The sequence below is a fragment of the Pseudomonas sp. COR18 genome, assembly GCF_048568395.1.
Lineage (GTDB): Bacteria > Pseudomonadota > Gammaproteobacteria > Pseudomonadales > Pseudomonadaceae > Aquipseudomonas > Aquipseudomonas fuscovaginae_B.
This window is the reverse complement of the sequence record NZ_CP183808.1, coordinates 5,453,452-5,467,002: the sequence shown is the minus strand read 5'-3', so window position 1 is coordinate 5,467,002 and position 13,551 is coordinate 5,453,452. Positions and strand designations below refer to the sequence as shown.

13 protein-coding genes and 1 pseudogene are annotated in these 13,551 nt (G+C 62.0%); 6 read left to right on the top strand and 8 right to left on the bottom strand.

The annotated features are described in order from the left end of the window. Positions 1–35 precede the first annotated feature (35 nt). Positions 36–410: a tautomerase family protein gene (locus ACM62G_RS25015; protein ID WP_273825885.1), complete on the bottom strand. Its 375-nt coding sequence runs from the start codon at positions 408–410 to the stop codon at positions 36–38. Positions 411–520: 110 nt separating this feature from the next. On the opposite strand from ACM62G_RS25015, the gene ACM62G_RS25010 reads away from it, so the two are divergent. The 4 genes from ACM62G_RS25010 (at position 521) to ACM62G_RS24995 (ending at position 4,820) form a co-directional block, all read left to right on the top strand. Beyond that, the gene (locus ACM62G_RS25010) at positions 521–1,435 is read left to right on the top strand and encodes a LysR substrate-binding domain-containing protein (RefSeq protein ID WP_054064424.1); all 915 of its coding nucleotides are present in this window, start codon (positions 521–523) and stop codon (positions 1,433–1,435) included. 283 nt (positions 1,436–1,718) lie between these two features. Beyond that, on the top strand, positions 1,719–2,582 hold the full coding sequence (gene dapA / locus ACM62G_RS25005; RefSeq protein WP_054057672.1) for a 4-hydroxy-tetrahydrodipicolinate synthase: 864 nt from the start codon (positions 1,719–1,721) through the stop codon (positions 2,580–2,582). A gap of 373 nt (positions 2,583–2,955) precedes the next feature. Beyond that, positions 2,956–4,203 (top strand): ribonucleotide-diphosphate reductase subunit beta, encoded by a 1,248-nt coding sequence (locus ACM62G_RS25000; RefSeq protein ID WP_416769221.1) that lies wholly within the window; start codon positions 2,956–2,958, stop codon positions 4,201–4,203. Between the two features lie 152 nt (positions 4,204–4,355). Next, positions 4,356–4,820 carry a GNAT family N-acetyltransferase gene (locus tag ACM62G_RS24995; RefSeq protein WP_419737560.1) on the top strand — a complete coding sequence of 155 codons (465 nt, stop codon included), beginning with the start codon at positions 4,356–4,358 and terminating at the stop codon, positions 4,818–4,820. A 152-nt stretch (positions 4,821–4,972) separates the two neighbouring features. Here ACM62G_RS24995 and ACM62G_RS24990 read toward each other — a convergent pair whose 3' ends face one another. Beyond that, positions 4,973–5,959 carry an MBL fold metallo-hydrolase gene (locus ACM62G_RS24990; RefSeq protein ID WP_160319913.1) on the bottom strand — a complete coding sequence of 329 codons (987 nt, stop codon included), beginning with the start codon at positions 5,957–5,959 and terminating at the stop codon, positions 4,973–4,975. A gap of 480 nt (positions 5,960–6,439) precedes the next feature. On the opposite strand from ACM62G_RS24990, the gene ACM62G_RS24985 reads away from it, so the two are divergent. Continuing rightward, positions 6,440–7,342: a DMT family transporter gene (locus tag ACM62G_RS24985; RefSeq protein WP_054061126.1), complete on the top strand. Its 903-nt coding sequence runs from the start codon at positions 6,440–6,442 to the stop codon at positions 7,340–7,342. 43 nt (positions 7,343–7,385) lie between these two features. On the opposite strand, the pseudogene ACM62G_RS24980 reads toward ACM62G_RS24985, so the two are convergent. The 4 genes and pseudogenes from ACM62G_RS24980 to ptrR form a co-directional block, all read right to left on the bottom strand. Beyond that, positions 7,386–7,505 (bottom strand): annotated as a pseudogene (locus ACM62G_RS24980) (histidinol phosphatase); the annotation flags it as partial. A gap of 90 nt (positions 7,506–7,595) precedes the next feature. Continuing rightward, on the bottom strand, positions 7,596–7,892 hold the full coding sequence (locus ACM62G_RS24975) for a DUF3144 domain-containing protein (RefSeq protein ID WP_054061124.1): 297 nt from the start codon (positions 7,890–7,892) through the stop codon (positions 7,596–7,598). A gap of 58 nt (positions 7,893–7,950) precedes the next feature. Continuing rightward, positions 7,951–8,754, bottom strand: a complete 804-nt coding sequence (gene dapF, locus ACM62G_RS24970; RefSeq protein WP_419735845.1) for a diaminopimelate epimerase — start codon at positions 8,752–8,754, stop codon at positions 7,951–7,953. 65 nt (positions 8,755–8,819) lie between these two features. Further along, positions 8,820–9,704, bottom strand: coding sequence for a putrescine utilization regulator PtrR (gene ptrR, locus ACM62G_RS24965; RefSeq protein ID WP_054061129.1), 885 nt, complete (start codon positions 9,702–9,704; stop codon positions 8,820–8,822). Between the two features lie 101 nt (positions 9,705–9,805). On the opposite strand from ptrR, the gene ACM62G_RS24960 reads away from it, so the two are divergent. Continuing rightward, on the top strand, positions 9,806–11,197 hold the full coding sequence (locus ACM62G_RS24960) for an aldehyde dehydrogenase family protein (protein WP_419735844.1): 1,392 nt from the start codon (positions 9,806–9,808) through the stop codon (positions 11,195–11,197). A 406-nt stretch (positions 11,198–11,603) separates the two neighbouring features. Here the strand turns inward: ACM62G_RS24960 and ACM62G_RS24955 are convergent, their stop codons facing one another. Both ACM62G_RS24955 and ACM62G_RS24950 read right to left on the bottom strand, forming a co-directional pair. Then, on the bottom strand, positions 11,604–12,449 hold the full coding sequence (locus ACM62G_RS24955; protein ID WP_273826440.1) for a DUF4824 family protein: 846 nt from the start codon (positions 12,447–12,449) through the stop codon (positions 11,604–11,606). Next, on the bottom strand, positions 12,446–13,513 hold the full coding sequence (locus ACM62G_RS24950; RefSeq protein ID WP_419735843.1) for a DUF2157 domain-containing protein: 1,068 nt from the start codon (positions 13,511–13,513) through the stop codon (positions 12,446–12,448). Before ACM62G_RS24950 ends, ACM62G_RS24955 begins: the two co-directional genes overlap by 4 nt. Positions 13,514–13,551 lie beyond the last annotated feature (38 nt).

Genomic DNA, 13,551 nt, shown 5'->3' with positions numbered 1-13,551 from the left:
GGATGCCGTGGGTGGCCGTTGGCGGATCACCCCCCTCAATTCCCTCGCCCACCGGCAAACGACCACTCATCCGCCGCCGTGGTGGTGATCACCACCATCACATCCTCCGGGTCCAGCCCCAGCGCCGCCTGCAGACGCGCCACTAGGGTACGGTAGAACGCCTGCTTCACCGCCGTCTCCCGCGACCGTCCAGCCGTGATGGCGATCAGTACGTAATCCTGGCTGCGCGGACCGCCCAGGTAATACCCGTCAAAGATCAACTCCCCCACCTCGTGCTGGTGAATGACCTGGAAGCGATCGGTGGGCGGTACGTCGAAACTTTCCACCAAGGCTTCATGCAGGCTCTGGGAAAGCCTCTCCAGATAATCGGGCGATTTGCCCCGATGCAACGAAATACGGGCGAAAGGCATGGCGGACAGCTCCTGGAATCGGGTTGACGCCGGCAAGTTAGCAAGCGACGATCATTCCGAATATCAGATTAATCAGAACCCATAATCCCGATTAAGTGGACGTTTAAGCCATGCGCCATCCCAGCTTCGACCTCGATGTCCTGCGCACCTTCGTCACCGGCGTGCAACTGAACAGCTTCGCCAAGGCGGCCGACCGGCTCGGGCGCTCGACCTCGGCCGTCAGTGCCCAACTGAAAAGGCTCGAAGAACAGGTCGGCAGTGCGGTGCTGCTCAAGTCGGGGCGCGGCCTGGTGCTGACGCCTCTGGGCGAAACGCTGATGAGCCAGGCCCGCCGCCTGCTGGAACTCAACGACGAGATCTTCGACAGCCTGCACCAGGCTCAGGTCGAAGGCTGTGTGCGCCTGGGGTTGCAGGAAGACTTTGGCGAACACCTGCTCAGCGACATCCTGCGCCGTTTCGCCAAGGTCCATCCGCGGGTCAGCCTGGAAGTGCGGATTGGCCGCAACGCCGAACTGCTGGGGCTGATCGAGCGTGGCCAACTGGACCTGGCGCTGGCCTGGGAAACCGCGCTCGACACACCCCACTCCAGCCGGATCGGCGCGACGCCGATGCACTGGATCGGCCCCAGGGATCAGCTCTTCGCCCAGGAGGAAGCACCCCTGCCCCTGGTGATGTTCGATGCCCCCTGCGTGTTGCGCAGTGCGGCCACCGAAGCGCTGGATCAGGCACGGATACCCTGGCGGGTGGCGCTGACCAGCCCCAGTGTCGGCGGCATCTGGGCCGCCGTGACGGCGGGCTTGGGTATCACCCTGCGCACCCGCATCGGTCTGCCCGATCACCTGACAACACTGCCAGGGCTGCCCGACGTGCCGAACCTGGGTTATGTGCTGCACCGCGCCGTGGCCGAGCCGACGGGGGCGGTCAGGCAATTGGCGTCGCTGATCCGGACGAGCCTGGAGCAACAGACCTTTCACACGTGCCGAGCGACCACCGAGCTCTCCCTGGGCAAGACGCCCAAGGATTGACAAACCCGGCGCCAGCTCTTAAAACTGGGCGCCTGAATCAGGGTGCAAACAAACATGTCCGCAACGCTCGACACTTTCGCTATCGCCACGGGCTTGAATGCCAAGGCTGTGGCGTGCGTTGCGTTTGCCCCTAAATCGAAGAAACAGTCGCTCATGTGACCGGGGCGCGCTGTCCCGTCAGATGAGCTGACAGGACATTGAGCGCGACGGGCACCCTCCCTCCTCCCAACTTCCCTCCAAGCTTCTGACGGTGACGAAACGGTCAACCATCAGGAGAAAGTGCATGTCCGCGTTTCAAGGTATCTGGGTCCCCATCGTCACGCCGTTCATCAACCAGGCCATCGATTTCGTCGCCCTGCGCCGGCTGGCCAGCCATCTGCTGGAAAGTGGCGTCGACGGTCTCGTCGTCTGCGGTACCACCGGGGAAGCCGCCGCCCTGGGCAAGCACGAGCAGTTGGCGGTACTGGATGCGGTACTCGAAGTGGCCACACCGCAGCAGGTGGTGATGGGCCTGGCCGGCAACAACCTCAGCGAACTGCTGCAGTTTCAGAGTGAAATCCTCAAGCGTCCACTGGCAGGCCTGCTGGTGCCCGCGCCCTACTACATCCGTCCTTCCCAGGCCGGGCTGCAGGCGTTTTTCCAGACCGTCGCCGATGCCTCCAGCGTACCGCTGATTCTCTACGACATTCCCTATCGCACCGGGGTCAGCTTCGAAGCGGCGACCCTGCTCGACATCGTCGCCCACGAAAACATCGTCGCCATCAAGGACTGCGGCGGCAACCTGAACAACACCCTCGCACTGCTGGCCAGCGGCAAGGTCGATGTGCTGTGCGGCGAAGACAACCAGATCTTCAATGCCCTGTGCCTGGGCGCCACCGGGGCGATTGCCGCCTCGGCCCACATTCGCCCGGAGTTGTTCGTGCAACTGCACCGGCAGGTCCGGGACCAGCAACTCACCGCCGCCAGAACCACCTTCTTCCAACTGACGCCGTTGCTCCAGAGCCTGTTCGCCGAACCCAACCCCGCGCCGGTGAAAAGCGTGCTGGCCCTGCAGGGGCTGATTCGCGACGAACTGCGTGCGCCCATGCAAGCCAGCAGCCGTGCGCTGATCGCACGCCTGCAAGGCCAACTGGCGGCACTCGACTAGACGTCATGGGGCCGTTTCATCTGCTGTCGCCAGGCCGCCGGACAGGGCGGCCATGGCGCAGGCGTCATCGAGCATTGGCGAATGCCACTCAGCGGCCCTGCCGCCCTGGCTGCGGCGAAACCGCACGGCAGCCACCTGCGGATTGACCCATCGGAAAAACCACCATATAGTGTGCCGACACCCAAGAAAAACACTACATGATGTGCCAAACTTCTCCTACGGCACCTCTCACCGCCCTGGAACACCAGGGTTTGCCGATTGCCTGCTTGTGCTGTGAATCCTGTTGAACGGGAGTTCCAAACACGTGTCTACCTGCCTGCTCGAAAGGCAGTGAACCAGGCCTCCAAACACCCCTACCTACAAGGAATATCCGATGCTCAGCTGGGACGAATTCGACAAGGAAGACGGCGAAGCGGCAGCCAAGGGCGCCGTTGCCGGCCAGATCACCGAAGCCACCCTCGATCGCCTGGACAGCGCCGGCGGTGCCGCCGCCCTCGAAGCCCGTGCCGTGACCGCCAGCGACTCCGCCGCGATCATCCGCGCCAAGGCCGCCCTCGACGCCCTCGATGTCGCCGAAGGCCTGGCCGAACTCGAAGGCGCCTCGGCCCGTGTCGCCGTCGACGAGAAGCGCATGATCAACTGCCGCGCCGACCTCAACCAGCTCGTACCTTTCAAATACGACTGGGCCTGGCAGAAATACCTCGACGGCTGCGCCAACCACTGGATGCCGCAAGAGGTCAACATGACCGCCGACATCGCCCTCTGGAAAAACCCCGAAGGCCTGACCGACGACGAGCGTCGTATCGTCATGCGCAACCTGGGCTTCTTCTCCACCGCCGACTCCCTGGTGGCGAACAACCTGGTCCTGGCCGTCTACCGCCTGATCACCAACCCCGAGTGCCGCCAGTACATCCTGCGCCAGGCCTTCGAGGAGGCGATCCACACCCACGCCTACCAGTACTGCATCGAATCGCTGGCCATGGATGAAGGCGAGATCTTCAACATGTACCACGAGATCCCCTCGGTGGCGAAAAAGGCCACCTGGGGCCTGAAGTACACCCGCTCGATCTCCGACCCGCAGTTCAACACCGGCACCGTCGAGACCGACAAGGAACTGCTGCGCAACCTGATCGCCTACTACTGCGTGCTCGAAGGCATCTTCTTCTACTGCGGCTTCACCCAGATCCTGTCCATGGGCCGGCGCAACAAGATGACCGGCGTCGCCGAGCAGTTCCAGTACATCCTGCGCGACGAGTCCATGCACCTGAACTTCGGCATCGACGTGATCAACCAGATCAAGATCGAGAACCCGCACCTGTGGGATGCCGAGATGAAGGAAGAAGCGACCCAGATGATCCTGCAGGGCACCCAGCTGGAAATCGAATACGCCCGTGACACCATGCCGCGCGGCGTGCTGGGCATGAACGCGGCGATGATGGAGGACTACCTCAAGTTCATCGCCAACCGTCGCCTGTCGCAAATCGGCCTGAAGGAAGAGTACCCGGGCACCACCAACCCGTTCCCGTGGATGAGCGAGATCATGGACCTGAAGAAGGAAAAGAACTTCTTCGAGACCCGCGTGATCGAGTACCAGACCGGCGGTGCACTGAGCTGGGATTGATTCGTTCCGCACGCATGGATCGCGACGCCAAAAGCCCTGACCTGTTCAGGGCTTTTTCATTGGCAACACCCGGTCCCAGATGACCTTTGTCTCAGTAGTTATCTATGTATGGACGTACAGGAAATCCAAGGGCAACCTGAGCAGGCCTCAGGATTGATGAGCAGCACGAGCCAAGTGATCTCGATTGTGGAGAGAGGTCGATCAATGAATACCTCCTCCACAAGGCACATAAAGCCCAAGCCGCCAAACACGCGGTGGTGTATGTGATTTGCCTGAAAGGCACCCGGAGGGTCGTCGGCTACTACACCCTGTCCAATGGTTCGATCATGCGTGCGCACGTGACGCCAAGGAGCCGGCAACGCAACTCTCCCGCACAGCACCCAGTCACCATCCTGGGGCGAATGGGTGTAGACCTTGCCATCCAGCGCAACGGATATGCCATCGACCTTCTGCAAGATGCGATCGAGCGCTGTATCAATGCCGCCGAAACAGTGGGATCGACCGCCGTGCTGGTCCATCCCTTGAATGAAAGGCTCGCCGATTTTTACGCGAGGCACGCGGGCTTCGCCGCCTGCCCCGATCTGTCGCCCATCACCATGATGCTTGCGCTGCAATAGCCCGTTCTAGGCTCTGTATGAAAAACCTTGATCCTCGGTGATGCTACGTTGAAAACAGCCTGACCTTCGTCTCAAGGCTTTTCATACAGACCCTGGAGCCGCCAGCCCCCAAGGCAACCTGGGCGATTGTGCGATTTGAATGGCAGGCTACATCAGTTGGATTGATTTTCCGGGTAGAACTTGTAGCCCGCCCCTTCAGGTTCAAGATGCCCTACGCCCGGAAATGGGAAATGGAAGCCGCCCACCAATGGATTGGTTTTCTCCACCATACTCAGGAACTGCCGCCGTACTTCCAGCGCGCGTTCTGGATCAATGTCGCTGGCTACCATCCACTCAGGATGCGTTGCAAAGAAAGCAGGAACGTTAATCATGTCCGCGATGTAGTAAAAGGAACTCTTGCCCGAGCGGACTTCGTAGATGGTATGTCCCGGGGTATGCCCATAAGCAGCCTTTGAAAATATTCCGGGAGCAACTTCTATTCCGGGACTAAATTTTCTCAGCATCTTTTCAGGCATACCAAGAAACACCCGTCGGGCAATTTCGAATGCGCCTTTACGTTGTAGTGGCGCAGCCAGCCTGTTGGCATCACTCATCCAGTAGTCATACTCGGGTTCTGGCACCCAGACCGTGGCGTTTGGATAGACAAAATTTCCAGCAGCATTTCTCAGCCCACTGATATGATCAGCATGGAAATGTGAGATGAGGATGGTATCGATATCTTCGGGCTCGTAACCTGCAAGTCGAAGACTTTCTGTCAGTTTGCCAGTGGTTTCTCTCGGAGACCCAAACTCGCCAAGGCCAGTATCGAGAAGAATGTGGCGAGAGCCGGAAACAATCAGATAAGCGGTAAACGGCAGCTCAACGTATTCAGTGCTTAGGCCTTGGACTGATGCCAACTTCTTCACTTCAGCAAAAGGTGCATTGACAACATAGCGATCACTCAAGGGGAGACGTGTAGCGCCATCGTGCAAAGCGATAATTTCTACGCCCCCCATTTTAATGCGATGAACGCGCTCTTGCGGCAGCGTTGGCAGTCCAAAGTCAGGAGCGGACTGCGCGAGCACGGGCACTGGCAGAGTCGGTGTAATGGATAACACCAAACCTGATAATAGTACTTTCAGCACATTGCGGCGATCCATATAAGATACCTTGAGATCAGCATTCAAATAAAAACGTAGATAAACTTTCAGTTTCAGAGATTCTATGTGGGGCCCGTCCCTGATCACAGATGGATATCCCGCCAAATAAAGTGCAAAACTCGCCATCCACAGCGGAAGGGGCCAGGCATGGCTCACTCGCTCTGCGACAGACGGCCTAGAGCCGCCAGCACCACAATGAACCACCTCTGGTCAGCAAGTCGTATTCCGACAAAACCGTGTCGTTTCTGATCGCTCCGTCAAAATCGGCAAATCCAATAATCCGCACACAGACCGCCCTTACGCCATAGGCCGGTCCCGCGACACCCGCGAGTATGCAGCCTCGCTTCACAATTCCAACGCTGCGGCGCCCTTCCGAGCCGGACAACCGGTCGCAGACAACAATATGACTCAGAACCTATGGACCCGCGCGCACGAGCGGACCATCTCTGTGTGCGCAACAATTGTGAAGATTTGACTGCCATGACTACTACATCGATCTCCAGTGCCGGTTCTGCAACCGGTCACCGCAATGCATTGCTCGTCGCCCACATCGCCGCGGTCCTGTTCGGGCTGACCGGTATTCTCGGCGCTCTGATCCAGGCCGATGCCAGCCTGATCACCTTCGGCCGCGCCACCTTCGCCTTCATCGCCCTCGGTTTCGTCGCCGGGCTCAAGGGCACCCGCCTGCTGGATGCGCTGAGCTGGCGCAACCTGCCGATCATCGGCTTGACCGGTACCCTGCTCGCCGCACACTGGGTGACCTTCTTCATCGCCGTGAAAGTCGGTGGCGTGGCTGTGGCAACGCTGGGCTTCGCCAGCTTCCCGGCATTCATCGCACTGATCGACCTGCTGGTGTTCCGTGACCGGATCGGCACCACCGAAAGCCTGCTGCTGCTGATGGTGTCGGCCGGCCTGGTGCTGGTGGTGCCCTCCTTCGACATGCTCGACCAGGGTACCGTAGGCTTGATCTGGGGCCTGGCTTCGGGCCTGTCGTTCGCCCTGCTGACCGTCGCCAACCGTCGCAACACCAGCGGCATGAACGCCATGCAGACTTCGTTCTGGCAGAACGTCGTGGTCGCCGCCCTCGTGGCACCGTTCGCCTTCAGCCACCTGGCGACCAACAGCCTGAGCACTGACGACTGGGTGAATCTCGCGGTACTGGGCATCTTCTGCACCGGGCTGTCGCAGTTCCTGTTCGTGAAAAGCCTCGAAGGCCTGCAGGCCCGCACTGCTGGCATGATCATCGCGCTGGAGCCGGTGTATGCGATCGCCTGCGCCTGGTGGCTGTTCAGCGAGCAACCGTCGCTGCGCATGGCCGGTGGTGCCGCGTTGATCGTGTTGGCGACCATCATGAGCGCCTGGCGCAAGGCTTCCGCCCACTGAGTATGTCACTGCGCTGGCAACGGCATCCCCGCCGACTACGTCAGCGCCCCCGGTCGAGGATCGCCAGGCAATCGCAGGTCAGCGCCTGGTTGAGGTCATGCAGGGCCACCAGGGTGGTGACCGGCAAGGCCTGTACCTGGCGCAGCAGACTCAGTTGATGCTGGCGGCTCGTAGCCGTTAGCGATCAGCGATGTGATCAAAGATCGTTCCCACGCGGAGCGTGGGAACGATCGGAACCTGAACCCTCGACAACTCAGTCCTGCTTCGCCCCCATGTACAGGTCGAAGTGCTTGATGTGATCGTCGAGGTTGTCCTCGAGCATCAACCGATACTGCTCGCAGAAATACTTGAGCATCGCCTCCCGGGCCTGGGCCATTTCCTCACCGGACTTGAAGTTGCGCGCACTGACCCAGGCATTGAAGCGGGTGGTGCCGAACATCATCGAAGCGTTGACCTTGCCGAAGTTCTCGACCTGCTTGAGCTGCTCGTTGGACAGGTTGATGTGCTCGTCCGCACGGTCATAGAAGGATTCGTCGATGATTTCTGACATGGCACTATCTCTGAATGAAAACGGCACATGGGACCGCCTTTCCCGGCGCTTGTCCAGTCTAATACCCGGCAATCGTGCCTTGCAGAACCGTCTCCACCTGCCCGCTCAGGATCACCCCGCCACGGCCATCCCACTGCACGCTGACCGTGCCGCCGTCACATTGCACCTCGACCCGCTCGTCCAGCAGACCACGGCGAATACCGCCCACCACCGCGCCGCAACAGCAGGAACCCGAACCCTGCGCGATGCCGGCGCCCCGCTCCCAGATGCGCAGGCGGATATGACCGCGGTCCAGCACCTGGACGAAATGCACGTTGGTCCTTTTCGGAAACAGCGGATCGGTTTCGATCCTCGGCCCCAGCTCGGCCACGTCGACCGCGGCGATATCCTCGACAAAGAAGGTACAATGGGGATTGCCCATGCTGCAGGCCACCGGGCTGCCGGCAATCGGCAGGACCAGGGTGTCCATGGCCTCGGCCAGCGGTACCTCCTGCCAGGCCAGCGACGGTTTGCCCATGTCCACCGAAATCGCCCCGCCCTCCTCGCGCACGCAGGTCAGCAAGCCCCGGTTGCTCCTGAGTTGCACCGACGAGTTGCCCGACTCGCGCATCAGCAGGTCGGCCACCCCACGGGTGGCGCTGCCGCAGGTCTCGAGAGGCGAACCATCGCAGTTCCAGAACACCACCCGGGCCGCCGCATCCTCGCAATCGAGCACCACCGCCAACTGGTTGAAACCGATGCCACGGTGGCGGTCGCCCAGGCGCCGGGCCACCGTGCTGGTGATCGGGTCCGCCTGACCACGACGGTCGATGACGACGAAGTCATCGCCATGGGCATGCATCTTTACAAAGCTGAGGGTCATGCGCGCTCCTGTCTGGGTGGGGGCATTCGGCGAACGCCAAGCATACGGGGATGGCAGACGGTCCGTCACGCGGCCGGGCTGCGGTTTGCCCGGCCCTGCTCTTCCAGCAATTGCACGAACACCGACAGGTTCTGCGACACGGTACCGCGGCGCCAGATCAGCCAGGTCTGCAGGTAACGAAAATCCGGCGACATCGGCCAGACACTGACAGTGCTGCAACCCGGCATGCTTTCGAGCATGCTGCGCGGCATCATCGCCAGGCCGGCACCGGCGCTGACGCAGGCCAGCATGCCGTGGTACGACTCCATCTCGAAGATCTTGCCGGGCACCGCCGCGTCGTGGCTGAACCAGCTCTCGAAGTGGTGACGGTACGAGCAGTTGGCTCGAAAGGCGTAGATGCTCTCGCCATTCACATCGGCGCCGCGGGTGATCGGCGCATGCTGCAGGGGCGCGATGATCACCATCTCCTCGTCGAACACCGGCACGCCTTCCAGGCTCGGGTGCAGGATCGGCCCGTCGACGAAGGCCGCCACCAGGCGCCCGGACAGCACGCCTTCGATCATGGTGCCGGAGGGGCCGGTGGACAGGTCCAGCTCGACCTTGGCGTATTGCTGGTTGTAGGCCGCCAGCAGCGCCGGGATGCGCACCGCCGCCGTGCTCTCCAGCGAGCCGAGGGCGAACGGCCCCTGGGGCTCTTCCCCGGACACCGTCAACCGCGCCTCGGCGACCAGGTCGAGAATGCGCCGGGCATAGTCGAGGAAGCTCCACCCCGCCGGCGACAGGCGCAGGCGGCTCTTTTCGCGGATGAACAGTTCCACCCCGAGGTCCTGCTCCAACTGCTTGATGCGAGTGGTCAGGTTCGATGGCACCCGGTGAATGAGTTGTGCGGCGGCACTGATGCTGCCCTGCTCGGCAACAGCCTTGAAGATTTCCAGCTGGACCAGATCCACACCATTCTCCAATTGTGAATGTTTTGCTCAGTATTATTCAGTTTCCAGAAAAACAACAGCCCCGTAATCTGGCCCCATAACCCACCCGACAGGACGGTGCCATGATGACTGTGTCGAACCAGACCCACGCAATTTCGATCAACCCCTTCAATGGCCAGCAGATCGGCCACTATGCCTATGAGTCCGCCGAGCAGCTCGACGCAGCGCTGGCGCGCGCCGCCAAAGGCTACGCCAGCTGGCGCCGGATCAGCATCGCCCAGCGTGCGCAACGGATGGTCGCCCTGGCCGGAGCCCTGCGCGCCAACGCCAGCCGGATGGCCGAGATGATCACCCTGGAAATGGGCAAGCCGATCGCCCAGGCCCGTGGCGAAATCGAGAAATGCGCGCAACTCTGCGAGTGGTACGCCGAGCACGGCCCGGCCATGCTGGCGCCCGAACCGACGCTGGTGAACAACGGCAGCGCCCGTATCGAGTACCGGCCACTGGGCCCGATCCTGGCGGTGATGCCGTGGAACTTCCCGATCTGGCAAGTGCTGCGTGGCACGGTGCCGACCCTGCTGGCCGGCAACACCTACGTGCTCAAGCATGCACCGAACGTGATGGGCAGCGCCTACCTGCTGCTCGATGCGTTCAGGCATGCCGGTTTCCCAGAGGGTGTTTTCGAAGTGATCAACGTCACACCGGACGGTGTCTCCAAAGCCATCGCCGACCCGCGCATTGCCGCCGTGACCCTGACCGGCAGCGTGCGCGCCGGCACCGCCATCGGCTCTCAAGCCGGGGCGGCGCTAAAGAAATGCGTGCTGGAACTGGGCGGCTCCGACCCATTCATCGTGCTCGATGATGCCGACCTCGACGCGGCGGTGCAGGCGGCGGTGATCGGCCGCTACCAGAACACCGGCCAGGTTTGCGCGGCCGCCAAGCGCCTGATCGTCGAGCAGGGCGTGGTCGCGGCATTCACCCGCAAGTTCGTCGAAGCCACCCGCAAACTGGTGGTGGGCGACCCGCTGTCGGCCGAGACCTACATCGGCCCGATGGCCCGTTTCGACCTGCGCGACGAGCTGGACCAGCAGGTCCAGGCGACCCTGGCCGAAGGCGCGACCCTGCTGCTGGGCGGCAGGAAGGCCGAAGGCAACGGCAACTTCTACGAGCCGACCGTGCTGGGCGATGTCACCGACCGGATGACCTCGTTCAAGCAGGAACTGTTTGGCCCGGTGGCGTCGATCATCACCGCCCGTGACGCCCGCCATGCCGTGGCGTTGGCCAACGACAGCGAGTTCGGCCTGACCTCGACCGTCTACACCGCCAACGTCGAGCTGGCACGGCAGATGGCCGATGAGCTGGAAACCGGTGGCGTGTTCATCAACGGCTACAGCGCCTCCGACCCCCGCGTGGCTTTCGGCGGCGTGAAGAAGAGCGGTTTCGGCCGGGAACTGTCGCACTTCGGCGTGCGTGAGTTCTGCAACGCCCAGACCGTCTGGCTGGACCGCCACTGACAGCCCCTGGCTCGCCACTGCAACAGTGGCGAGCCATTGCTCCATGACCTGCCCAGCTCCAAAGTCATCTGATCCGTATTTTTCTTCGTTACCTGAATCTGTATCGGGATCAGATTTCCCCCGACAATAAGTCACCGCCCGGCGTCCCGGGTCGTGTTTGAGGGGAGAGTTCGATATGACTCGATTTTCGCTGCACCGCAATTCCTTGGCTCAGGAGGCCTGAAATCATGGGCAAGATGGCAATTTTCCTCGGCGGTTTCCTGCTACTGACCATCGCGATCGGCCTGCTGGGCACCATTTCTCCGACCTGAACGGCGGATGATGATTTCTACCAGGCCCATGCCGGCCACAACCCTGAGGAGCGCCGCAGGTCAATCCTGAGCAGCGCTCCCGATCCTTCCCTTCACTACGGACGAGGGGGCGTCTGCGTGGGTGCCAGGTCGACGATCCACGGCTCGAACCGCTGCCCGAAGGCCACCGTCGCGCTGAAGCCGAAGGCGTCACTCTCGCGATCCTCGTAGCGCTGCCCGCTGATCTGCTGCCGTATCGGCTCGAGCAGGCGGCTGAAGGCGGCGGGCACGTTGATATTGTCCGCCGCGACCTCACTGACACGCCCCGTCAGCAGCCGCGGCCGGTCTTCACCGCTGTCGAGCACCAGGGGCTCGATCCTGCCGGGCAGGATCAGGTATCGACGGGTATCCGGGTACTGCGCGCGCAGCGCCTGGGCATCCAGGCCGGCATCGATCAGGAACAGCCGGCTGTTGCCCTTCAGCTCGAAGGCCAGCGATCGGCTGGCCGCTTCCCGGGCATTTTTCTCCGTGACCCGCGCCTCGTATGCCCGAGCCTTTTCGACGGCCCGCCGATAGGCCGGACCATTGAACTCGAAGGCCAGGAACACCGGCCGGGAAAACCGCCTGGCGTAGCGGCTGCCCCTGTACTGTGTGTCGTAGGGTTTGGAGACATCGAAGCCCAGGCTCGCCAGCTTGTCCTTGTCCAGCCAGACGGTGATGTCGCCCGGGTCGGAAAAGGCGTTCTCGTACGGATGCAGCCCCCGCAGACGCAGATGCAGCGACAGGCCGCTGTTGTCGGCATCATTGCCATACGGCAACTGCAGCTCACGCTGGGACAGGTTCAGTACCGCTTGCGGCGTTCCGCTGCGGTTATGGGCCACCCCGAGCAGAACCACCGCCTGGGTGACAAGCATCAGCGTCACACCGGCAATCAGGGTGTAGCGGGTTGTCCATTTGATCATTGGACACCCCCGGCCTGCGGTGCCCTCAGTTTCTTGAGCACCACCAGCACCAGCACCGCAGCCAGGCCAACCACGAAGAAGAACAGGTACTTGGGCAGAGTCTCCCACCACCAGTCATAGAACTTGGTGAACAGAAAGATCACGAAGAAGGTCACACCGGTGTTGACCACATCCGGCCAATGCCAACGTACGCCGAGCCAGATCGCTGCGGCACTGAGCAGGAAACCCGCCACCTGATAGCCCTGCTCAACCCGCTTCGGATCGAACGCCAGGTAACTGCCCTCCCCCCAATGGGCCAGGACCAGCACCGGCACCAGCAGGGCCAGGAGCGCGGACACCCGGTAGGTCATGGCGAAGCCGGGGAAGCGCTTGTGCGGCATGAACCGCGCAGCCAGAGCGAGCAACACGGCTGCCGGGAAGAAGTTCTCCGGAATATCTCCCAGGTCCAGCCAGTATACCCCGGCCCAGCTACCCACCCGCGCGGCGACGAAGCCGGCCAGGCAGATGATCGCCGCCAACAGCAGCAGGCGCAGGTTGCAGCTGTAGGCCAGCAACAGGGCGAAGAGCCCCCAGACGACGAAGGCCTTGTCGGACGGGGCGATATTGAAGATCTGCCCCAGCATGCTGATATCGAGGACGAAGCAGGCAAACGCCACCAGGGCTGCCAGCTTGGTGAAATAGCCGGTGCTGTCGCGCCCCTGCAGCCACATCGTGGCGATGAAGGTCAGCAGTGGCGCCAACAGCAGCGTCGTGACCTGGGCGACGGTCGAGAACGTGCCCCAGAAGCGGTAGAAGAGAAAGAACACGCTGGCCGCCAGGGCCAGTGCACCGAGAAACGAGGCGATACGCATGCCCATCGACAACTGCCGGGAGCGGGTGCTCAGATCGATATCGAAGGCATCGCGGTAGCCGGCGAGCAGCGCCTGGTGATGGCGGGTCAGGCCGAGCTGCTGCTCGGCAGAGAGTTGCAGCGCGCCTTCGCGTTCGAGCCGGTCCAGCTCCAGCTGGAACACTCGTATATCGTCGGCGCGCTGCTGGGCTTCTGTCTGGGTGAGTAGACTCATCGGGCAATCCATTGACCGGGGGCGAGTCCGATAGCGCT

Bases quoted from the DNA above. Each gene is read 5' to 3' on its own strand.
- ACM62G_RS25015 (WP_273825885.1), bottom strand. From the start codon at position 410: ATGCCTTTCGCCCGTATTTCGTTGCATCGGGGCAAATCGCCCGATTAT.
- ACM62G_RS25010 (WP_054064424.1), top strand. From the start codon at position 521: ATGCGCCATCCCAGCTTCGACCTCGATGTCCTGCGCACCTTCGTCACC.
- dapA (WP_054057672.1), top strand. From the start codon at position 1,719: ATGTCCGCGTTTCAAGGTATCTGGGTCCCCATCGTCACGCCGTTCATC.
- ACM62G_RS25000 (WP_416769221.1), top strand. From the start codon at position 2,956: ATGCTCAGCTGGGACGAATTCGACAAGGAAGACGGCGAAGCGGCAGCC.
- ACM62G_RS24990 (WP_160319913.1), bottom strand. From the start codon at position 5,959: ATGGATCGCCGCAATGTGCTGAAAGTACTATTATCAGGTTTGGTGTTA.
- ACM62G_RS24985 (WP_054061126.1), top strand. From the start codon at position 6,440: ATGACTACTACATCGATCTCCAGTGCCGGTTCTGCAACCGGTCACCGC.
- ACM62G_RS24975 (WP_054061124.1), bottom strand. From the start codon at position 7,892: ATGTCAGAAATCATCGACGAATCCTTCTATGACCGTGCGGACGAGCAC.
- dapF (WP_419735845.1), bottom strand. From the start codon at position 8,754: ATGACCCTCAGCTTTGTAAAGATGCATGCCCATGGCGATGACTTCGTC.
- ACM62G_RS24960 (WP_419735844.1), top strand. From the start codon at position 9,806: ATGATGACTGTGTCGAACCAGACCCACGCAATTTCGATCAACCCCTTC.
- ACM62G_RS24955 (WP_273826440.1), bottom strand. From the start codon at position 12,449: ATGATCAAATGGACAACCCGCTACACCCTGATTGCCGGTGTGACGCTG.
- ACM62G_RS24950 (WP_419735843.1), bottom strand. From the start codon at position 13,513: ATGAGTCTACTCACCCAGACAGAAGCCCAGCAGCGCGCCGACGATATA.